The sequence below is a fragment of the Sphingomonas sp. PL20 genome (assembly GCF_017875905.1).
In the GTDB taxonomy this organism is placed as follows: domain Bacteria; phylum Pseudomonadota; class Alphaproteobacteria; order Sphingomonadales; family Sphingomonadaceae; genus Sphingomonas; species Sphingomonas echinoides.
In genome coordinates this window covers 4,003,418-4,020,844 of the sequence record NZ_JAGINH010000002.1, presented here as the reverse complement: position 1 = coordinate 4,020,844, position 17,427 = coordinate 4,003,418, and the positions used below count along the sequence as shown (strand labels likewise).

26 protein-coding genes are annotated in these 17,427 nt (G+C 64.0%); 5 read left to right on the top strand and 21 right to left on the bottom strand.

All coding sequences use genetic code 11. From position 1 onward, the window contains the following. Window positions 1-303: 303 nt before the first annotated feature. Window positions 304-522 carry a hypothetical protein gene (locus H4W01_RS18980; protein ID WP_126849486.1) on the top strand — a complete coding sequence of 73 codons (219 nt, stop codon included), beginning with the start codon at window positions 304-306 and terminating at the stop codon, window positions 520-522. 113 nt (window positions 523-635) lie between these two features. On the opposite strand, the gene H4W01_RS18975 is transcribed toward H4W01_RS18980, so the two are convergent. Both H4W01_RS18975 and H4W01_RS18970 read right to left on the bottom strand, forming a co-directional pair. After that, window positions 636-860 carry a hypothetical protein gene (locus H4W01_RS18975; RefSeq protein WP_126849487.1) on the bottom strand — a complete coding sequence of 75 codons (225 nt, stop codon included), beginning with the start codon at window positions 858-860 and terminating at the stop codon, window positions 636-638. A 290-nt stretch (window positions 861-1,150) separates the two neighbouring features. Next, the gene (locus H4W01_RS18970; RefSeq protein ID WP_126849488.1) at window positions 1,151-1,801 is read right to left on the bottom strand and encodes a DUF998 domain-containing protein; all 651 of its coding nucleotides are present in this window, start codon (window positions 1,799-1,801) and stop codon (window positions 1,151-1,153) included. 157 nt (window positions 1,802-1,958) lie between these two features. On the opposite strand from H4W01_RS18970, the gene H4W01_RS18965 reads away from it, so the two are divergent. Together H4W01_RS18965 and H4W01_RS18960 are read left to right on the top strand one after the other, a co-directional pair. Beyond that, window positions 1,959-2,468, top strand: a complete 510-nt coding sequence (locus tag H4W01_RS18965; protein WP_126849489.1) for a hypothetical protein — start codon at window positions 1,959-1,961, stop codon at window positions 2,466-2,468. Window positions 2,469-2,812: 344 nt separating this feature from the next. After that, window positions 2,813-2,986: a hypothetical protein gene (locus tag H4W01_RS18960; protein WP_209612848.1), complete on the top strand. Its 174-nt coding sequence runs from the start codon at window positions 2,813-2,815 to the stop codon at window positions 2,984-2,986. Between the two features lie 67 nt (window positions 2,987-3,053). On the opposite strand, the gene H4W01_RS18955 is transcribed toward H4W01_RS18960, so the two are convergent. The 3 genes from H4W01_RS18955 to H4W01_RS18945 all read right to left on the bottom strand — a co-directional run bounded on the left by H4W01_RS18955 (window position 3,054) and on the right by H4W01_RS18945 (window position 5,298). After that, window positions 3,054-3,413, bottom strand: coding sequence for a hypothetical protein (locus H4W01_RS18955; protein ID WP_126849490.1), 360 nt, complete (start codon window positions 3,411-3,413; stop codon window positions 3,054-3,056). A 121-nt stretch (window positions 3,414-3,534) separates the two neighbouring features. Next, a complete protein-coding gene (locus H4W01_RS18950; RefSeq protein ID WP_126849491.1) occupies window positions 3,535-4,113 on the bottom strand; it encodes a hypothetical protein in 579 nt (192 codons plus the stop codon). A 210-nt stretch (window positions 4,114-4,323) separates the two neighbouring features. Further along, window positions 4,324-5,298: a DUF2493 domain-containing protein gene (locus H4W01_RS18945; protein ID WP_126849492.1), complete on the bottom strand. Its 975-nt coding sequence runs from the start codon at window positions 5,296-5,298 to the stop codon at window positions 4,324-4,326. A gap of 475 nt (window positions 5,299-5,773) precedes the next feature. Between H4W01_RS18945 and H4W01_RS18940 the strand changes: the two genes are divergently transcribed. Together H4W01_RS18940 and H4W01_RS18935 are read left to right on the top strand one after the other, a co-directional pair. Continuing rightward, a complete protein-coding gene (locus H4W01_RS18940) occupies window positions 5,774-6,901 on the top strand; it encodes a hypothetical protein (RefSeq protein ID WP_126849493.1) in 1,128 nt (375 codons plus the stop codon). 111 nt (window positions 6,902-7,012) lie between these two features. After that, complete coding sequence (locus H4W01_RS18935) at window positions 7,013-7,186, top strand: hypothetical protein (protein ID WP_185867739.1); 174 nt, start codon at window positions 7,013-7,015, stop codon at window positions 7,184-7,186. 63 nt (window positions 7,187-7,249) lie between these two features. On the opposite strand, the gene H4W01_RS18930 is transcribed toward H4W01_RS18935, so the two are convergent. The 16 genes from H4W01_RS18930 to H4W01_RS18855 all read right to left on the bottom strand — a co-directional run bounded on the left by H4W01_RS18930 (window position 7,250) and on the right by H4W01_RS18855 (window position 17,184). Further along, complete coding sequence (locus tag H4W01_RS18930) at window positions 7,250-7,570, bottom strand: single-stranded DNA-binding protein (RefSeq protein ID WP_209612847.1); 321 nt, start codon at window positions 7,568-7,570, stop codon at window positions 7,250-7,252. Window positions 7,571-7,916: 346 nt separating this feature from the next. Then, a complete protein-coding gene (locus H4W01_RS18925; RefSeq protein WP_209613462.1) occupies window positions 7,917-8,315 on the bottom strand; it encodes a type II toxin-antitoxin system VapC family toxin in 399 nt (132 codons plus the stop codon). 11 nt (window positions 8,316-8,326) lie between these two features. Then, entirely contained in the window at window positions 8,327-8,641 is a 315-nt protein-coding gene (locus tag H4W01_RS18920) for an antitoxin (RefSeq protein WP_334685357.1), read from the bottom strand. A gap of 136 nt (window positions 8,642-8,777) precedes the next feature. Continuing rightward, window positions 8,778-9,281, bottom strand: coding sequence for a DUF736 domain-containing protein (locus H4W01_RS18915; RefSeq protein WP_126849496.1), 504 nt, complete (start codon window positions 9,279-9,281; stop codon window positions 8,778-8,780). 168 nt (window positions 9,282-9,449) lie between these two features. After that, complete coding sequence (locus tag H4W01_RS18910; protein WP_126849497.1) at window positions 9,450-9,770, bottom strand: DUF7673 family protein; 321 nt, start codon at window positions 9,768-9,770, stop codon at window positions 9,450-9,452. Window positions 9,771-9,844: 74 nt separating this feature from the next. After that, window positions 9,845-10,354 (bottom strand): hypothetical protein, encoded by a 510-nt coding sequence (locus H4W01_RS18905; RefSeq protein WP_185867740.1) that lies wholly within the window; start codon window positions 10,352-10,354, stop codon window positions 9,845-9,847. Window positions 10,355-10,482: 128 nt separating this feature from the next. Further along, complete coding sequence (locus tag H4W01_RS18900; RefSeq protein ID WP_126849498.1) at window positions 10,483-10,812, bottom strand: hypothetical protein; 330 nt, start codon at window positions 10,810-10,812, stop codon at window positions 10,483-10,485. 231 nt (window positions 10,813-11,043) lie between these two features. Next, window positions 11,044-11,394 (bottom strand): DUF3768 domain-containing protein, encoded by a 351-nt coding sequence (locus tag H4W01_RS18895; RefSeq protein WP_126849499.1) that lies wholly within the window; start codon window positions 11,392-11,394, stop codon window positions 11,044-11,046. Beyond that, the gene (locus H4W01_RS18890; RefSeq protein ID WP_209612846.1) at window positions 11,391-12,347 is read right to left on the bottom strand and encodes a hypothetical protein; all 957 of its coding nucleotides are present in this window, start codon (window positions 12,345-12,347) and stop codon (window positions 11,391-11,393) included. Before H4W01_RS18890 ends, H4W01_RS18895 begins: the two co-directional genes overlap by 4 nt. A 69-nt stretch (window positions 12,348-12,416) precedes the next feature. Continuing rightward, window positions 12,417-12,872 (bottom strand): macro domain-containing protein, encoded by a 456-nt coding sequence (locus tag H4W01_RS18885; protein WP_209612845.1) that lies wholly within the window; start codon window positions 12,870-12,872, stop codon window positions 12,417-12,419. Between the two features lie 347 nt (window positions 12,873-13,219). Next, a complete protein-coding gene (locus H4W01_RS18880) occupies window positions 13,220-13,591 on the bottom strand; it encodes a hypothetical protein (protein WP_334685356.1) in 372 nt (123 codons plus the stop codon). 28 nt (window positions 13,592-13,619) lie between these two features. After that, a complete protein-coding gene (locus H4W01_RS18875) occupies window positions 13,620-14,432 on the bottom strand; it encodes a Mom family adenine methylcarbamoylation protein (protein WP_209612843.1) in 813 nt (270 codons plus the stop codon). A gap of 12 nt (window positions 14,433-14,444) precedes the next feature. Beyond that, window positions 14,445-14,768, bottom strand: coding sequence for a transposase (locus H4W01_RS18870; protein ID WP_209612842.1), 324 nt, complete (start codon window positions 14,766-14,768; stop codon window positions 14,445-14,447). After that, entirely contained in the window at window positions 14,765-15,916 is a 1,152-nt protein-coding gene (locus tag H4W01_RS18865; protein ID WP_209612841.1) for a phosphoadenosine phosphosulfate reductase domain-containing protein, read from the bottom strand. Before H4W01_RS18865 ends, H4W01_RS18870 begins: the two co-directional genes overlap by 4 nt. A gap of 22 nt (window positions 15,917-15,938) precedes the next feature. Continuing rightward, the gene (locus H4W01_RS18860; protein ID WP_209612840.1) at window positions 15,939-16,583 is read right to left on the bottom strand and encodes a hypothetical protein; all 645 of its coding nucleotides are present in this window, start codon (window positions 16,581-16,583) and stop codon (window positions 15,939-15,941) included. A 106-nt stretch (window positions 16,584-16,689) separates the two neighbouring features. Beyond that, a complete protein-coding gene (locus H4W01_RS18855; RefSeq protein WP_209612839.1) occupies window positions 16,690-17,184 on the bottom strand; it encodes a hypothetical protein in 495 nt (164 codons plus the stop codon). Between the last annotated feature and the right edge of the window lie 243 nt (window positions 17,185-17,427).

Here is a 17,427-nt window from a genome sequence, read left to right as displayed (position 1 = left end):
CGAGCGATGCCCTCCCCCATGCGCGCCGGGACTTTGGTCCCGAAGCGCGCATCAATGGGGGCCACCGGCCCCATTGGCCGGGCGAGGATCGTAACCCGGCAGGGCGGAGACAAGGCAAACGCCTTGGCTCCGTGAGCTTTGATCCCGGCGTCCGTCCAGGACGACGGGATCTCTAGCGAATAGAGCCGTCATCGGGCGATGAGCCCGATGCGCCCCCGCCTTCACCTGCTTCTTCCGGCGCGCTGTAATCGCCGTTATAGTCACGGTGTTCACAGCCCGATTAGCGTTGAACACGAGGCCCTTATGGCAAAGACACTGGAACAGGAGCGTTTGGCGTTCGAAGAGGATGCGCGTCGGCTGGAAGAGCGGCGCAGAAGGCTCGAAGAAAAAGAGCGCGAGCAGGCCATTTCGACGGTCGAAAGATCAGGCTTGCTCAAGCTCGAGGCCAAACGGCTGGCGGCCCTCACCGACCGGATCAAGACCCTCGGAATCGAGGCAGTCGAGAAGCGGCTGGCAGCCTGACCCTGACCCGCCGCGCCAACGGCGCGGCACGGACATGGGGGGTTCGATGCCCCCCATGTCCGTACCTCTCCCAGCAAAAAAAAGGGAGAGGCCGGAGCCCCTCCCATGATCCTTCAGAACTCGTCGGACATCCGGCCCGGGACCGTGTGGACCACCCGGTCGATGAGCATCATCGGCAGCGCGTTATAGTCGCCTTCGTCGACCGCGATGTACCGTCCGGGCGCGTCCTCAATGACGTGTTGGTCGAAGAAGCTGTGAAGCGCGCGACGCTCTGCGAAGGCCAGCGCGGCGAGATAGTTGGCGGTGTCGGCATGGGCGGCGGTCGAGATGATCTGCATGTTGTCCTCCTGTCGTCTTAAATGACAGGGGAAAGGTCGTCGTTGAGGGAGCCGCCGGGTCAGGGACGCCGGCACAGCCGGCGCCGCGAAGCGGCGGTGGGGGTCACGATCTTCTTCGGCGGCCACCGCCGCCGAAAGGAAGCACTGCCGCTCGCTCCGCCGAAGAAAATGGTGGGGCCCCGCCGTCCTTGACGCGGTGGCTCCCTCAACGACATGCTCGGAATTCTGTGAGAGATTTTATCCTCTGATGGGCACGCATACGGTTGCGCTTGGCGCCATCTGAACTTCGCTTATTCGGGCTGCGCAAGCCTGATGCTCGCCGCGGCCTTGAGCCACAGACTGTTCGAAAGGAGCCAGACCATCAGGACCGCCACGAACAGGCGGTTGGTGATCCCATAAGGCGCGCCCCTGTGCAGGGTGAGGTATTGCGCGACGAAGGCGAGGAGGAGGACGCCGGCGAGTGCCAGGGCAGCCACCCGGTGGCGCTTCCACTGCGGGTCGAAAGTGTAGCTCAGGCTCAGACAGATCGATGAGAGCATGATGCTCACGATGTTCACGAGAAAGCTGATGTTGTGGATATCTCCCGTCCGTGTGGATGCCGCGGTTTCGAGATCGGTCGGGAACACCGCCGTGACGATCAATCCCGCAAATGCAACGATGAGGAGGCCCGCGCTCGCCCTCCCGAGCCACGATTTTGGTCCTATCCGCAGTAGGCCCGTTGCTAGCGCCAGACAGCCAAGCGAGATCGATAAAAAGGCGCTCGTCATGATCGGGCCGAAAGCACCGATGGCATAGTCGCTGATCATGTGATCCGCGATCGTATAGTCGGGTCGCAGGACGTGCAGGAGCAGGAGCGCTGCGATGAAATAGGAAAAGAGCAGGAGCGCCGCTGTGGCAAGCCAAACGACACTACGCGATGGCAGATTGGAACGCTCTTTCATCGTCTGCTTTCCCGCTGAGCCAGTATCCCGACAGACTATGGTATCGGTTACTGCTTGCAAGCGTAATAGGCCCTGCTGATCTGCCAGATGTCGACACCGCTTATCCGCCGAAGATGTGGCAACCTGGACTTAAGACGCGACATCTACGAAGCGTGCGATGAACGAACAGGTTTCTATCGCCGCCGCCGACACCATCGCATGGGCAAGTGTCCATGAGACGGTAAATGCATGGCGCGGCCGCTGCCTGAACGCGTTTTCGCGCGCCGAATATGCCGTGTCCGAGGCGCTGGACCGGTTATCGCAGGACGCGGAGCGGGGAGCCCTGGTAAAACTCCCCCATCTGGTAGGCCAGCGCTTCGAGGCATTGGCCGCTGCGATCGCCGCGAACGGGCCATTCGGTGACGGCGCGGCCCCGGTCCTCAAGGCGCTCGAGGCGTTCCGCGCACATGACAGCGTCCGCGCGCCGCTTTGCCATGGCTTAGGCAAGATCAGCGTCGATCAGGCTGGTCGTTGGACATTAGTCGTGCGGATGACGTCGTTCAAAAACCGGCGTGCGGAGCGGACCATTTTCGTCTGGGAGGAAGAAGAAGCGCGAAACCTGGCCGACCGGATTCATGCTGACGCGCAGCGCCTTCAGTCCAAGCTGATCCTCCTATCCCCGAAATAACGAACGGCATTCCCGCCCGTAGCGGACGCTGGTCGATGATGGCCTCGTCCGGGATTGGAGAAGGTGAGGAGTGACCTTCTGGTTGGTTCAACCAAGTCGCTGTGTTAGTCCCGGCGGGCGCTGCAAAACGGGCAGCGCCGGGACTGGTAATCCCGCTGAGAACGGCAACTCGGTGTGATCTTCACGCCGGGGTGCCTGCGCATATGTCCAGGTGCCTCGGCACTAAAAGCGTAGGCGCATGTCTCGGCGTGTTACCAGCCCCGGCTCCCGCGCCCAGCGCGCGGGAGTTGTTGGGCGGGCGCACCAGCACTCTCGCGGCATGAGCGCGCCTCCGAGTGGGCGATATGGAACATCACGAGAAGGACCCGGCCGTCACCCGGGCGATGGCACTGGCGCTGATGCGGCAGGCTCACAATCTGCTTCAGAGCGTGACGGAGGAAGCGACCGCGACACAGCTCCAAGGGGCGATCGACACGCTCTTGCGAAACCGCCCGGATAAGGTTTCCGCCATAGCGTGACGGCGGCTGCTTCCAGGGCGCCCTCGAACCCGAAAGGGCGGCAGGTTTGCACCTGCCGCCCCGTCGTTCATTTCTTTTTTCCGCCCTGCTTGAGGGCGGTGATTACAGCCGCGAGTCCAAACAGGATCTCTGCGAAATTGTGCCATTCCATCGCTTTGTCTTCCAGCGATGGGGACGCGCCCCCAGATTGAAGGGGTATTACGTTGCAACGCGCTTGCTCGGTGTTTTGAGAGGCCGAACCTCTATATTTCCATGTTTCGCTTTTTGATCTGGGTTTGCTGTTTGCTGGTTTTTCGGGTTCGCTGTTTGGATCTGAGTTTTGCTGGCTGTTTTCGGTTTGCTGTGTGTCTGGTTTGCTGAGTTTTGCTGGTTTCGAGTTTTCGGTTTCGCTGGTTCTGGTTCGCTGTCCATGGAAGGGCGTGGCCACGCCCTTCCGAGAGAGATCGTGGCCGGCTGTGACGATTTCAAGGCTTGCGCCAGATAGGCAAAAAAAGGGCGCGCCAGCGTTAGGGGCGCGCCCTCCTTCGTCGGCGGGATGTGGACGGAGGCTAAGCCCATTCCAGCCGCGAAGTGTCGTCGGCATCTGCGGTCGCGAGCAGCTGATCGAGCCGGTCGAGATAGGCCGTCACACCGTGCTCGGCGGCGCGTCGCCGGACGGCCGGATTAGCGAGCCGGGCGCGCACCGTGTCGATCGGGATTTCGCCGACGCTGTCGGGGCGAAGGCCAAGGCCTTCGAGCAGTGCAAAGGCGTTGGCGGCGGCCAGGTCGAGCTCCAAGCCCCGATCGGACGTCAAGGCGACCCGCATGTGAATCGTGCCGGTCTTTTCGATGCGACAGACGCTCACGCGTCGGCAGCGGAACTGCGCTTCCTCGACGACGCTGATGACGTCGGTTTGGAAGTCGAAGACGCGCGTCACCGCGGCAAGCGCCAACGGGCAGACGCGCGCTTCGAAATGATAGGACAGGAACGCGTCTTCGTCCGCGTCCGGAGCGAGAAGTACAGTGCACGTCCGCTCGCTTTCCTCGCGAAGGAATGCTCTGAAGGCGGCGAGCTGGCGGGCGTTTATGGTGGCAATCGGACGAGGCTGATCGTCGGCGGCGGTAGCGATGCGGAACGTGATGGACATCTCGTCCTCCCCTGTTGAACCGCTTCTCCTGCCCCCCTCCCCTCTGACCGCTTCGTGAGCCTGATCTGTGGCCGCGGGTCTCGATCGGCGAGCGCGCAGGCGCTCAGTCCAGCGCGGCGCGAAGGGGCTCGATGCCCCTGAGCGCCGCATGTCGACACAAGAAAAGAGTGGAGAGGCCCCGGCCGAAGCCAGGACCTCTCCACAAGGGGCTCACGCCCGCTGTGCGGTGCGCTGGTGCGCGAGGCGGACGATGTGCAGCGGGACGCCGGCCTGCCGCAGTTTTTGCGCAAGGTTCTGCTGGATGCCCGACCCTTCGCAGATGACGGCTTCGACCGGCTTTAGATTGAGGATGCGGTCGTTGCGGACAAAGGCGGCGCGGTTGCCCTGGCTCCGGTCGAGGCGGAACTGGATGACCTTCACGCCGCGCGAGGCCGCCCAAGCGTGCGCCACGGCATCGCAGCCCTTGGCCTGCGCCGTGGTCGCGAGGATCATTTCCGGGATGCGGGCCTTGATGCCATCGAGTCCGTTCCAGAGCAGATCGGCATCCTCCCACGCCTGGCCTCCAGAGAAGGCCACCACCGGGCCCTCGGGGGCGAACTGTTCCCGGCGTTCCCGGGCACGTGAGGCCAGATAGTCGCGGGCATCGATCATCGAGGCGTTGAGCGCGCTCGACACCCGGCTCCCCCGGACCGGCGAGAAGGGCTTTCCGGTCTCGACGCGGTACATTTCGGCGGCATGGTCGCGCATGCACTCCATTGCCTCGCGGCACCCCTGCAGCGTCTGGCAGAGCAGTTGCGTGTCTTCCAGTTCGGTCGCGTAGATTTCGGAAGGGTCGTAGCTACGGGCGAGTTCGCCTAACTTTTTGGCCGCATCGTCCTCGCGGCCTTCGATCCGCTTGGCGACGACATGGAAGCTGTTGGCGAACCCCCAGACCAGATCGGTGGCAAACGGCTCCATGCGCGTATCGCGCAGCACATCGAACATCGTCTGCATCATCATTTCGACAGCCGCTCGCACCTGCTCCGGATCGGGCATGTCGAGAGCTTCGGGCGCTTCGACGATGCTCAGCTTCGCCATCTCGCTATGCTCGATGAACGCACCCTCGTAGGTTTGGGTCAGGTCTTCATTCTCGCGCGCGGCCGCAATGTGGCTGGCGAGGTCGGCGAAGTTCGTGAAGTTGGTCATGATAGCCTCCATGAATCTCATCCATTCGATGAGGCTTCTCATTCGACGTGCGGCGGTCGTGGCAGTCAGGGACGTTAACCGGGAAGCCGGCGCAGCCGGACCCCGATTAACGCCGCGCCAGCGGGGAGTGGGGGAGCCGATTTTCTCGTGGCCCAGAACGAAGCGAAGCGAGAGTGGCGGGCCGCGTGAAAATTGGGGGTACCGCTCATCCTTGACGGGCTCGGATCCCCGCACGTCATATCTAGGCATTCAGAGAGAGAGATTTTTTAGGGCACCCCCCTCGCCCCCGGGCTCCCCGCAAGGTGATCGTTACCCGCAGGGCGAAGACCCGGGCACCGGGGGCTTCGGGAGGCGATAGCCGAGTAGAGCGCCGGTCCCGGCTTTGCCGGGATGCGTCGAACTGTCTGCCCGCGGTGCACTCTGGTTGCCCAGATGTTGGTCGCGCTGGTCGTGCCGATCTGACAATCATGGCATCATGAGAAACAATCCCTTTGGCTTACCCGAGAGTGCCACCGATCGCTTCCTGCGCGAAGAGCGTGAACGTGCCGCCCTCTTCCGCAATGCACTTGGCGGCAGTGCGATCGCCGACGTGGTCAAGCAGGCGAAGACAGCCAGCGAAATGCTGCGCGGGCTGGATCTCGACGCACCCTATCGCGGGATACTCGACACGCTTGAGCGCGATCGGAGGGACCGCGAGAGCTTGAAGCACCTGACCAGCAACGCCTGGGCGCTTTCGGTTACGGACACAGCGCGCCGGTTCGCTGAGCAGAATACGTCGTTGGTCGAGCAGCAACGTCATCTGGCTTCTTCGGTTCTCGACACCGTGAAGGCATTCGATGCGAACAAGTCGCTCGTCGCATCGGCGATCGCGTCCGCCAATGCCGGCGCGACCTACAAACGCATGATAGCCGCGGCGCTACCGCGTTTCTCGACATTCAGTGCGATTGCCGAGCGCATGCTCGTGATCGACACGCTCACGCTGCGCGCGAGCGTCGATGAGCGGGAAACCGCGACGTCGTTTGCGGCGCGCACGGTGATCGAGATGCAGCGGGTCGCCGTGGCGATCGCCGCGGCAGAGACGGACGAAGACACTGCCCGCCTGCAAGGTTCCTTGTTCGACCTCGTGCTGAGCTTCTTCCAGGGCCTTGGTCCGAACACCCTGCCCGAGTTGCAGCGTATGGGTCTGGTAGGCTTCATCAGCTTCATCCTGACCCTGCTGGGTGCTTATGCACTTATTCCGCAGCAGCCGACGATGAGCCCGCAGGAGAAAGCAGCGTTCAGCACGCTGAACCAGAAGATCGACCATGCGCAGGCGGAGCATCATCGTTACCATGAAGCGGCGGCGCAATCCGAGGCTGCGTTCCTGGCGCAGCATGCGCGCGCCTATCTCTCACGCGATGCGACGTTTCGAAATGCCCCGGCTCGCGATGGCGCCGTCGTCTTGAAGGCGCCCAAAGGCACCGAAATTGCGGTTGAGGAGAGTAAGGGCCGGTGGCGCAAGATCATGTTCCGTGACCCGCTTTCCGACCAGTTGGCGCGGGCATGGGTCTATTCCACGGCTGTGGCCCCGCTCGCCGCTCCGATCTCCGGAGGGGGAGAGTAGGACGCGAGCTGACAGGCCGAAATATGCTATAAGTCGGCCTCGATAGGCAGCAGCACGATGTGATTCCCGTGCCCGCCATCGGTCAGCAGCATCAACGACGCGAGGCGCGGGATGGACGAGGCACTGCTCAAGGAAGCCGCCCAGGCACTGGCGGCACGGCTCAAAGCGTTGCTCGACGCGAGCATGACGAGCCAGATCACGCTGTCGCGCGACGAGGCGCTCCTTGCGCAGAGTTTTGCGCAGAGCGTTGCGGATCTGCTTGGAGCCGCGCCGCGCCACGCCTGAACGCTTACAGGAAACCGATCCTTGCGAAGCGAGGCGGCGCCTTCGGCGCCGCCCGCCCCAGGGTCAGAAGAAGTCGATGCTGTTGGCGATGATTTCGCAGCCGTAGCGTGTCACGCCGTCACGGTCTTCCCAGCTCGAATAGTGGATCCGGCCGGAGATCGCGACGACGTTGCCCTTCTCGCGGGTCGCGGCGGATTTGCCGAGGCCGTTGAAGCAGGTGACCTTGTGGAATTCGGTCTCCTTGGCGGTGTAGCCGGTGGCTTCGTCGACATAGGTCTTGCCGTCCTTGAGCTTCGCGCGGTCGGTTGCGACGATGAGGGTGGTGACCGTGCCGCGGTTTTCGGGATCCTTTGCGACGCGGCCGGTGATGTTGACGATGTTCATGGGCGTGCTCCTTGTTGGGTCCGACGGCCTTCCCGCCGGTGACACCGAAGAGCGGCGTGCGGGATCGCATCGCACCGGAGCGCTAAGCGCAGGGAAACCCCTGGAGGGAGCTGGCGCGGGCAGCCGCGGAGCGGCAACACGGGCGACTGGATGGGGTTGTGATGCGAGACCGTCCGCCGCAGGTGTCAGTCAAAGGCGAAGGAAGGCGGGCGAACCCGGCCAAGCTTGCCTTGCGCCATCAGTCCATCACGGTCTCGGCGATAGTCCGTCCCGCTGTGCGTCGCAGTCTCATTCACCGAGGAGACCCCGGCCAAGCGACATCAGTCTTGGCAGGCCAGTCGCCGATTCAGGGGCGGTCGGTGAGCCAGTTTTCGACGGTGAGCGCGCGGATGCGTGAAAATTCGCCGACATTGGCCGTCACCAACGTCGCTTCGAGTGCATAGGCATGGGCAGCGATGAAGAGGTCGTTCGGACCGATCGGTTTGCCCGCGCTCTCCAACTCGGCACGGATCCCGCCATATTCGGTGTCGGCGGGGACATCGAGGGCGAGTACCTGAACGCTTCCGAGGATCGCTTCGATCTGTGTCAGCAGTTTGGGCGAGCCCTTCTTCGCGCAGCCGTACCGCAATTCCGCCGCTGTGATGATGCTGACGCATATCGAGTCTGGTCCGACCTCGGCGATCCTGGACGAGACGATACCGTGCGGATTTCGCGCAAGCTCAGACACGATGTTGGTGTCGAGCATGTAGAGTTTGCTCACAGGTCGATTGCCCTGGCTGGCAGGAGCGTATCGTCGATATCGGGGAACTGGTCGTCCGGTCCGAGCGGCTCGAGGCCCGCGAGCACCTCGAGGATGTTTTTGCGCTTGATCGGCTCTATCACCAATCGGTCGCCTTCGCGGTGGATCATCACTCGGTCGCCGGGCAGCTCGAAGTCGGCGGGAATACGCACCGCCTGGCTTTTGTTGTTTCGGAAAAGCTTCACTTCACGCGAGACTGAAGCCTGAGGATGATTAGCTGCCACGACGGCCTCCTTTGCATATACATCAACATATACATGGTTGCCGAGCATGCAAGTGCGCCGGCCGGACAGGATGACAGATTCGAGCGAACGAAAAACAGGACCCGCTTCGCCAGGTGAGCGAAGCGAGCCCTGTCAGGAGCTACGCGCCGGGAAAGAAGCGCGTCAGAGGACGGGTGGCGACCGATCAGTCGGCCATTTCGGGCGTGCGGCGCTTGCGGCCACCGGCCGCCGCGGGCTCGCTTCCGAACGCGCCATCGGCCGAAGATTCACCCAGACCGTCGCCGCCGGCAGGAGCAGACGGCTCGTCGGCGCCCGGCAGCGGCGGCAGGCCATCGTCGGCTGCGGCAGCGTCGGTGGGGGCATCGCGGCGGCGGGTCGGACGCGACCACACGATGTTATACGAGCCATCCTCCTGGCGGAACGCCGAGATGTAGAGCGGCTTGTCGAGGCTCGGATCCTCGATCTTGCCGTTGAGGAAGGTCTCGCCGGTCGAGTTGGAGGACAGCTCGAACAGCGCGCCGACCTGGACCCATTGGCGGGCAGCCGAGAGGGCGAGGATTTCGAACTTGGGCGCGCGCGGGTTGGCGGACTGGACGGTGCGGAGGGCGATCACGATCGCAACGGTGAGCGTCGAGATCTTGCCGGTGTAGGTGCCGCTGGCGTTCTGGGTGATGGTGCCGATGTTCATGGGAAGTCTCCTTGAGTTGTGCTGCTCGAACCCCTTGTCCGAACACACTCTCTCACCCACTCAGCTCCTCGGCCGTTCGGCCGAGTAAGGCGCGCCAGCGCCGCTCCGACGGACGCCTCTTCGGCGCCGTCGGGTCGTTCCTGATCGTCTCAGGGGCGTATGGAGACGTCAGTTGGTGGGCGGCGTTGCCGGCTTGCGCCACAGCGCGATGATGTCCTGCATCTCTTCGGCGAACCCCAGGCTGTCAATATAGACGGCGCCGCGGTCGTTCTGACCGAGAAAGCCGATGACCGTCGTGATGTCGTTGGCGATCGCAACGTCGAGGCCGAACATATCGGCGATCTCGAAATGGCCCAGGTCCGGGCCGTTCCACCAGGCCATCAGGAAGTTGGCAACGCGGCGCGCCTGGCCGGTGTCGGACATCGCGAGCGGCAAGAGGCGCGTCAGCGCCGCACGCGCGGCATCATAATCGGTCGAAATCGAGGTCATCGTCAGTCTCCGGGCGATGAAGCTATAGGTCTGCATCTGTGGCGCAACCGCGAAGTCGATCAGAGGCGGAGTAGCTATTCGACATGCGGCAGTCCTTCCGCATCCAGGGTGGACTCCGTCGATATCCCGAACTGGGGCAGATCGCCTTCGACGACGAGCGGCGGCACGGTGAAATCCACTGCGGCGAAGTGTGCGAGGGTTGCCTCGAAAGATCCGAGCGTTTCGAGCACCTCCTGCGGGATGACGACGATGTCGTCTTCGGTCGTCGCGTAGGAGGTCAGTGTCCCGTCGCCCTGGTGAACGACACGCTCGGGGCCCCACTGGCCGGAATAGCCGCCCGACCATCTGGCAAAGGGGACAAGTCGCTCGACGCACCAGCTTTCGAGTTCTCCGAAACGTCCCCACGCGACCTCGTGCGCGTAGAGGTTGAGGGGTCGGCCGACGGCGCGATGTTCAGGCGCGAAGGCTTCTCCGTCCCATTCGGTGGAAAGGCCCTCATCGCTGATCAGTGCGGCAAGCTCGGCATATGCCGATGCCGAGAGCGAACCACCGATGAAGATCGATGCTGAGACACGGTCTGCCATAACGGCTCCTAGATCATCGGTGCGCTGGGCACGTGACGATGGGCCCCGCCGTGATGGCCGGCGGAGCGGATGGATGGGGGAAGACGACGAGTTGCGGGGCGTGTCCGCCGCGTGAGAGCGTCAGCGGATCAGTGGATCGAGCCGAACAGCGACCGCTTGGCCGCGGCTTGATGGCGGCCGTCTTTCATGCCGGTCGTCTGACGCATTTCAGCATCGAGCCTCTCGGCGAGGTCAGGGGGCATTTCGACATGGGGCGCGACCACGGCGATCACGGCCTCGGGCGTCAACATTTCGCCGGGTTCGGTGCCGAGCCAGATCAGGGCTTCCCCTTCATCCGGCTCGTCTTCGGTGCGGAAGAACACCTGTGCGAAGAACGTCTGCAATGGGCGGTCCCAACCGACGGTCGCGCGCACGACATGCGGCTGGTCGGCCTTGGGCTGAAGGTCATGCCGGCTCATTGGGTCGTCCTTCGGATCCTGTGTTGCACGTGGCGAGCAGCACCCTCGGCGCTGCTGATCGCCTTGCCGGCCGCCGAGGCTGCCTGACGCGCGCCGGCCTGCCGGAGCAGAGTACGGGCTTCGCGCAGACGCTCAACTGCTATTGCTATCGCCTGCCCATGTTCGGGCCCGGCCGGTGTAATCCGCCGCATGGCTGGTCTCCGGATTGGGTGTCGGAAATTTGCGCGACGCTCAGTCGTCGCTGGGGAGCATGATCGTCATGACCCTCACCGTGACCAGCGGGTCAGCCGGGTCCTCGGACCCCCATTCGAGCGTCAGGTCATAATAATCGATCGTGAAGCGGACGGCGTGGCCGGCGACGACGAGGTCGCCTCGCGCCCGCTCGCGGCAATCTTCGGGTCTGAAGACGTACCGACGGATTGCGGCCATCAACTCGGCCTGGGCCAAAATCTGAGCAACCTTGCCCCCCTCCCCTGCGAAGGTCGCGAGACAGGCGGCGGTTATGACGATGCGGCCGGTCGGATCCAGACCCTGGCGGCAACGGTCGTTGAGCGCGGCGATCCGTGACATTCGGTCGGTCATGCTGCCTCCATCCGGCCAGCGTTGAAGCTCTCGAGCCATTCCTCCATCGTCGGACGCTCGCTCATTGGCACGAGGCCGGCGGCGTCCTGGAAGCGGACAAGCTCGGTCGGTGCGTCGCGGCGGATCGCATCGATCTCGGCCTCGGGAAGAAGGCGCTCCGCGCGAATGAAATCGGTGATCCTGCCGGGTTTGGTTTTGGTCGACCGGCGCCAGAGACCTTCGACGGTGCGAAGGCGCGGTTCGGCCCGCGCCTCGATGAGGACGATCAGGCGCAGGCACCATTGCGGCAACGCACGCACCTCATCGGGCCGGATCGCGCCGCAGAAAAAGCAGCTCGATTTGGGCGGGACCGGCAGACCGGCCGCTTCGATGCGAGCGGTGCAATGGTCGCGCGTCCAGCGCCACTCGCGCAGCGGATAGCGACAATCGAAAAGCGGGTCGTCGATCGCTGAGGCATGGGCATAGCGGCGCGTATCCGCAGGAGATGCGTCATAACCGATCAGGCGTGTGACCTTATGCCCGCGCGCCCACGCGGCTTGGGCCGGCGCCCATCGCTTGAGGAAGGCGTCCTGTGGCGCGACCTTCCATTTGAGCGAACAACTGTGCCGACCCAGGCTGATGCTTGGCAGCGTCGCATTGGTAAGGACGTTTTCGAGGATCGAATAATAAGGTGGCCAGTGCTTGAAGCGCCGCGGCACGTAGCGAACCACCTCGTACCGAATCTGCCGCGCCGCCATCCACGATGCGATGAGCTTCTGGTACTCGTAGGTTGCGGGCTTCTCGGCGCCCGGATCGGCGGTCAGCACGAGATCGGGGGCTTCGCCGCGCGCTTCGAGTTCGATGAGCAACGCTGTGGAATCAACACCGATGCCATATGCAAGAACGACCGGCGGCGGTTCGGCGATGTTGAGATAGTCGGCCTGCCTCTGCAGGGCGGTCGGAAGGAATGACATCGTAAGGCCTCGGGCTTTAAAGGTGGCAATGCGCCTGCCTTTCGGCCCCCCTCCCCTCAGTCCGGCGCTTCAGCCGGCGAAATCGACATAGGTGTGATCCAGGCCTTCCAGCTCGGTGTCGAAGATCGCGCTGATGACCGACCAGTCGCCGCCGGCCAGACCAGCGCCGATTTTCGGATAGCCGATCCGAGCAGTGGCGAAGTCATGCGCGATCGCGCGCATGACACGGTGGATCGCGTCATAGTCGACCTTCACGCCCGGCCCGTTCCAGTGAAACTGCGTGTAGGCGTTGACGATGGTAAGCGTGCCGGCGTCGGTTTCGAGGGAGGCCGACGAATAGGTTCCTAGCTTGGCGGCGCTGCCTTTCGCCGTTGCGAGATCGGCCGCGTAGGCTGCCGGAAACTGCTGCTTGATGGCGAGCGCGATGCCCTTGCCCATCGCGCACTGGCAGTTGCACCCGTGGATGATGACATCGAAATCGCCCTGACGGGCAAGGTGGAGCAAGTCGCCGCGTACAATCCGCATCAAGCGTTCCTTTCTTGAAGAGCGGCGTACCGCCGCGCGTCGTCGAAATCCCTCTCCTCTTTCTTGGCGCGCATGGGCGCTGAGATGCGCTCAGCACGGTTGGAGCTCCTGATCGAGAGTCGCGAAATGGACCCAGCATTCTTCGATGGCGGCATCGAGCGTTGCGCAATCGGCGAGCGGCCTGGATGCTGCACCCGCTGAGGTTACTATGCGAGCATTAGGCGTCCAGACCGGATCGGCGAGCCCGTCTGGCCAATTGTGGAATCCGTGCGGATACGCCGTGATCGAGTAAGGCGCCCACAAGCATGGGTGAAGGCGTGTATAACGCGCGACATAAACAGCCATGGCTAGTCGTCCCCAGCGGGTGAACCAGACGGGCGCGGCTCGCCGATGAGGATCACGGCGATCGAAGGTTTGTCGTCGATGGCGCTCTTGCGGCTGTCGAATACCTGCCGCCCGCGCAGGCCGATGGTCAGCATGTCGAACACCGGCGATCGACCGCCGTCGGCGTTCGGTATGGTGGCGCCATGATCATGGAATTGGATATCGACGAAACTCGGAGGGGCATCGGTGCGATGCTCCCCGAAGAAAAAGGTGATGCGTCGTCCATCGGTGGTCTTCGCGCTGATCGTGAAATTCCCATCGGGGATGTCGATCGGTAGGGTCGGGACATCGTTGAACCGCGCGAAGCCGATGCTCTCGGCATCGGCGGCCGTCATCAGGGGCAAGGTCGTGATATCGGCCATGTCAGATCTCCATCGGCGAAAGGAGCGGCAGCATCGGCTGGGTGAGCGGCAGCGCTTTGGGATAGGGTAGACGGGGCAGTGCCCGGCCTCGGCGCCGCGCTTCGCGCGTCAGTTCGAAACAATAGGCGTAGAGACCCGCCTGCCGGTGGCGAATGAGATGGCGGTCTCGCTCGAGACGCCAGAGCCACGCGGTCGGCCCTTCGAACAGGTTCGGCCGAGGCAAACCCAGTGCCACGAGTTGCTCCACCGCACCGACATGACCCTGTTCGCCGAGCCGGATTTTCGAGAGCGTTCGACCCGAAATCGTGACCCCCTTGGCGCGCAGCACCGTACGCGGTCGCGTGACGGCCCGGTGCGCCGCCGACAGAGCACAATAGACACGTCCGATATGACCGGCGCCAGGATCGCTATAAGAGACCACGGCCTCGATGCCCGGTCGCTCGCGCCGCAGGTGTCGGAAGGCCCGGGCGACGAAGAAGCTCTCGCCATTCTGGGGCACCGTATCGGTGAGAATGAGACGGGCGAGCACGCATCCCCGCCCCGGATCGTCGAAACCGGTATGGCGGGTGATGACGGCGTCCGTCGCGGGCACGGCGAACACGGCGACGCCTTCGAGCATGGCGTTGCGGCCGAATAGGCCAACGGCGAGCCGCGCGGCGGGAAAGCTTGGGAGATAATGGTGCTCTGCGATAAACTTGCGAGCAACGCCGTGCTCGACGACATCGACGGTATAGGCTTTCGGATCAATGACAGTGAGGTCGCGCGCCCACAGCGCGCGACGCTCCCGCCAGCGTTGGCTTCGGGTGGTGTCCATAACGAGGTCCGATCAGAGCAGCTTGGGTTGCCGCGCATGGTTGGCGAGAATCTCGCCCGCGAAGGCGGCGGCGCCGTCCTGATCGGCGCATGGGAAGAGATCGTGGCTGGCAAACAGCCGAAAGGAGCGATCGTGCTCCATAGCGCAAAGCCAACGTGCATCGCCGTTCAGGTCGACAAGGGCGAGCGGCAGGCAGCGTGTGCCGGCGTAGGGGCGCGGATCGACCGGATCGCCGGGGAAGCCGGCAAGAGTCCAGAAGCGCCAGCCAAGAGGCGGGATTTCGGCGACGGCGGTCGAGACGATGTACCGGCCAAAGCGGGCGACGATCGTCGTCATGCTGCCCTCTTTTGTGCCGCCGTCTCGATGAGCTCGGCAAAGCGCGTCATGACGGTGGCGCCCGACGGGTAGCGGTCGTCGAGACAGTGCCGCGCGAGGATTGGACGGCGCGCCGCAGCTATGTCCTCGGCCTCGGTGCGTGTTGGCACGCGCGGCGGCCAACCGGCAACGTAGCGCAACGAAGACGGCATCGCGGCTTCGATCCGTCGCCGCTCCGCCTGGTCCGCTTTGGCACGGACGATGTCTGCCGCCAGCGAGGTCCCCAACAAATGTGGGGCTACATCCGCCAGCCAGCGCGTCGGTTGGAAAGGAAAGGTCGAACGGGCCTCGATCTCCGCCAGCACCCGATAAACCTCATGGTTCAGCGGTGCGGCGGACGAGGCCTGCAGGTCATGCAACGACGCAAAGATGCAGTAGCGACACGACAAGCGCGTCGAGCCCCAAATGGTATAGGCCTCGTGCAACGGAATGCCGAGTTGGTCATGCGCGCGGTACACGTCGTCCGCCGTCCAGTCAGCCAGCGGATTCCAAAGCAACATGACCGTGCCCCGCCGGTTCCCGGCCTTGGCGTAACGCTGATCGGCCTTCGCCGCTGGAATCGCTGCGCGGGTGTGGCTTTCGTCGCGGCGCAGGCCAAGCACCGAGATAATCCGTTCTCCCGACAGGATCCGCGCGATCGCAGGCCCGATCACGGCCGCTTTCATCTCTGACTGGCAGAAGCGCAGCGAGGCGGACGACCAGGGACCGATGAGGTTATATGTCTCGAGTGCCGCGTAGCGACGCTTGGCATTCTCGAACCGCTGGATCCAGCGGTCCACGAGATCGCCGGCGGCACGACGGACGACGGTCAGCTGCATACCGGCCTGCGCCGCGATGCGCTCGATCGTTGCCGGCGTGGAGGCCCATTCGGCTCGACCAAGATCGGCGTGGATCGCCATACGTCGCGCGCGAGGATGACCAAGACGATCGAGGAGGAGATTGACCGTGAACATGGCCGCACTCGAGTCCTTGCCGCCCGAGAGGTTGAAGACGATCCATGCGTCGCGCTGGATGGCACCGATGATCTCCGGGCCGATGGCGAGTTCAGGCAGGCCCGGCAGGGGCGGCGGCATTGGCCGACCGGGCCGCGCCAAAGGGAGGTCAGACATTGGCATTCTCCTGGTCACTGGATCAGGCAAAGAGGCGCGCGGATTGGCCGGCAGGAGCAGTGAGGCGCAATTCGCGGCGGATTCGCGCAGCGAAGCGATCGGGCGCGAGCAGTTCATTGATCGAGGCCCACCGATTGCGATCACCGATATGATCGCTCCGGTCGCGCACGTGTCGAAACAGGACTTCGTGGTCGGGTCCCATGCAGCTGAGCGAGAGCTGCACCCAGACTTCGTCGCCGTGGAGCGTGATTTCGCCCGAGATCGCGGGTCCCGCCTTGTTCGAACGGATGTCGAAGCTTCCGTCGTCAAGTTCCAGGGCCTCGGCCAGGCGCCGCATGGCGGCGCGGCCTTCGGCATGGAAGACGCGCTTGGCCGCCTCATCATAGCTGACGCCCCGATAGGCGAGCGTGCGCAGGGCGGGGTGCCGCCGGATGTCGGCGATTTCATCAAGGCACGTCCGACGCAGGACCGTGTCGTCCGCGGCGCGCGCGCAGACCGTGCCCAGATGCCGCGCGAGGAGGACAACAGCCGGATCGGTTTCGCTGTCCTTGCCGGCATTGCGGCAATCGGTGATGGCGGCTTCGATCGCGTGGAGCGTCGTGGCGATGGTGGTCAGCGCGCTCGGGTCGAGCGCCTGCTGGTGGCGCATGGCGACATCGTAATGCATGGGGTGGCCCTCCGGTCTCGAGCGCAAATCCGCTCGCCCGTTCCCTCCCCCTCCTCTCTTCCGCGGGATCGCTGGCCCCCGGCCAGCAAAGCCGCGCCTTTGCCCGTCACGGGTCTTCGGCGTCCCGTGCGGCCGCGAGCATGAGCTGGACGGCACGCGTCAGCCCGGCTTGACCGGTCTCGTTGACGATCTCGATGTTCGGTTTTTTCGCACGAACAGCGGCTGCGATCACAGCGGCGGGTCGGCCCTTCATTGGGTAGGTGTAGACAGCTCCGTCCTCGATCGTGACGATGTGGGTTCGCAGGCGACGCTGGAGCAGGGCGTGCTGCTCGGCCTGGTCCATCAGCGTTGCGACCTCATGCTCCAGATCGGGGTCGAACGTCATGCCGTGGGACGAGCGCTGCGGTCTATTGGCGCGGAGCCAGCTGTTGGCTTCGGCTTCGGTGATTGCGCCGACCTGACGATAATCGTCGGCACCGCCATGACCGCGATTGCTGGCATGGAAGGCGAGCGCGCCGTCGATCCATATTTCCGCAGTGTAGCAGGGCGTCTCTTCCGAGAGCGCCTTGATGATCCGGAGCTTGCGCAGTTCGATCAGCATGTGATGGACCCCTCGTTTGATAATGGGATGCCTCCCGCACGAAGCCCTCGGGCGGGGCCCGGTCCGATCGTGCGCGCTATGTGTCCGGCGTAGACGCCACAGGCAGCCCAGTAGGCCGCGACCGGCGGTTTGCGGCTTCGCCAGCTCTTTTCGGCGCGCAGGCGCGCATCGTGCTGGATGTCGAGCAGGATCTCCTGGAGTGCGACGCGCGCCTCGGGGCTAAGCGCCCGTAGACGCGCTACG

Coding starts and splice junctions, on each gene's coding strand:
- H4W01_RS18980 (WP_126849486.1), top strand. CDS start 304: ATGGCAAAGACACTGGAACAGGAGCGTTTGGCGTTCGAAGAGGATGCG.
- H4W01_RS18975 (WP_126849487.1), bottom strand. CDS start 860: ATGCAGATCATCTCGACCGCCGCCCATGCCGACACCGCCAACTATCTC.
- H4W01_RS18970 (WP_126849488.1), bottom strand. CDS start 1,801: ATGAAAGAGCGTTCCAATCTGCCATCGCGTAGTGTCGTTTGGCTTGCC.
- H4W01_RS18965 (WP_126849489.1), top strand. CDS start 1,959: ATGAACGAACAGGTTTCTATCGCCGCCGCCGACACCATCGCATGGGCA.
- H4W01_RS18960 (WP_209612848.1), top strand. CDS start 2,813: ATGGAACATCACGAGAAGGACCCGGCCGTCACCCGGGCGATGGCACTG.
- H4W01_RS18950 (WP_126849491.1), bottom strand. CDS start 4,113: ATGTCCATCACGTTCCGCATCGCTACCGCCGCCGACGATCAGCCTCGT.
- H4W01_RS18945 (WP_126849492.1), bottom strand. CDS start 5,298: ATGACCAACTTCACGAACTTCGCCGACCTCGCCAGCCACATTGCGGCC.
- H4W01_RS18940 (WP_126849493.1), top strand. CDS start 5,774: ATGAGAAACAATCCCTTTGGCTTACCCGAGAGTGCCACCGATCGCTTC.
- H4W01_RS18935 (WP_185867739.1), top strand. CDS start 7,013: ATGGACGAGGCACTGCTCAAGGAAGCCGCCCAGGCACTGGCGGCACGG.
- H4W01_RS18930 (WP_209612847.1), bottom strand. CDS start 7,570: ATGAACATCGTCAACATCACCGGCCGCGTCGCAAAGGATCCCGAAAAC.
- H4W01_RS18925 (WP_209613462.1), bottom strand. CDS start 8,315: ATGCTCGACACCAACATCGTGTCTGAGCTTGCGCGAAATCCGCACGGT.
- H4W01_RS18920 (WP_334685357.1), bottom strand. CDS start 8,641: ATGCTCGGCAACCATGTATATGTTGATGTATATGCAAAGGAGGCCGTC.
- H4W01_RS18915 (WP_126849496.1), bottom strand. CDS start 9,281: ATGAACATCGGCACCATCACCCAGAACGCCAGCGGCACCTACACCGGC.
- H4W01_RS18910 (WP_126849497.1), bottom strand. CDS start 9,770: ATGACCTCGATTTCGACCGATTATGATGCCGCGCGTGCGGCGCTGACG.
- H4W01_RS18905 (WP_185867740.1), bottom strand. CDS start 10,354: ATGGCAGACCGTGTCTCAGCATCGATCTTCATCGGTGGTTCGCTCTCG.
- H4W01_RS18900 (WP_126849498.1), bottom strand. CDS start 10,812: ATGAGCCGGCATGACCTTCAGCCCAAGGCCGACCAGCCGCATGTCGTG.
- H4W01_RS18895 (WP_126849499.1), bottom strand. CDS start 11,394: ATGACCGACCGAATGTCACGGATCGCCGCGCTCAACGACCGTTGCCGC.
- H4W01_RS18890 (WP_209612846.1), bottom strand. CDS start 12,347: ATGTCATTCCTTCCGACCGCCCTGCAGAGGCAGGCCGACTATCTCAAC.
- H4W01_RS18885 (WP_209612845.1), bottom strand. CDS start 12,872: ATGCGGATTGTACGCGGCGACTTGCTCCACCTTGCCCGTCAGGGCGAT.
- H4W01_RS18880 (WP_334685356.1), bottom strand. CDS start 13,591: ATGACGGCCGCCGATGCCGAGAGCATCGGCTTCGCGCGGTTCAACGAT.
- H4W01_RS18875 (WP_209612843.1), bottom strand. CDS start 14,432: ATGGACACCACCCGAAGCCAACGCTGGCGGGAGCGTCGCGCGCTGTGG.
- H4W01_RS18870 (WP_209612842.1), bottom strand. CDS start 14,768: ATGACGACGATCGTCGCCCGCTTTGGCCGGTACATCGTCTCGACCGCC.
- H4W01_RS18865 (WP_209612841.1), bottom strand. CDS start 15,916: ATGTCTGACCTCCCTTTGGCGCGGCCCGGTCGGCCAATGCCGCCGCCC.
- H4W01_RS18860 (WP_209612840.1), bottom strand. CDS start 16,583: ATGCATTACGATGTCGCCATGCGCCACCAGCAGGCGCTCGACCCGAGC.
- H4W01_RS18855 (WP_209612839.1), bottom strand. CDS start 17,184: ATGCTGATCGAACTGCGCAAGCTCCGGATCATCAAGGCGCTCTCGGAA.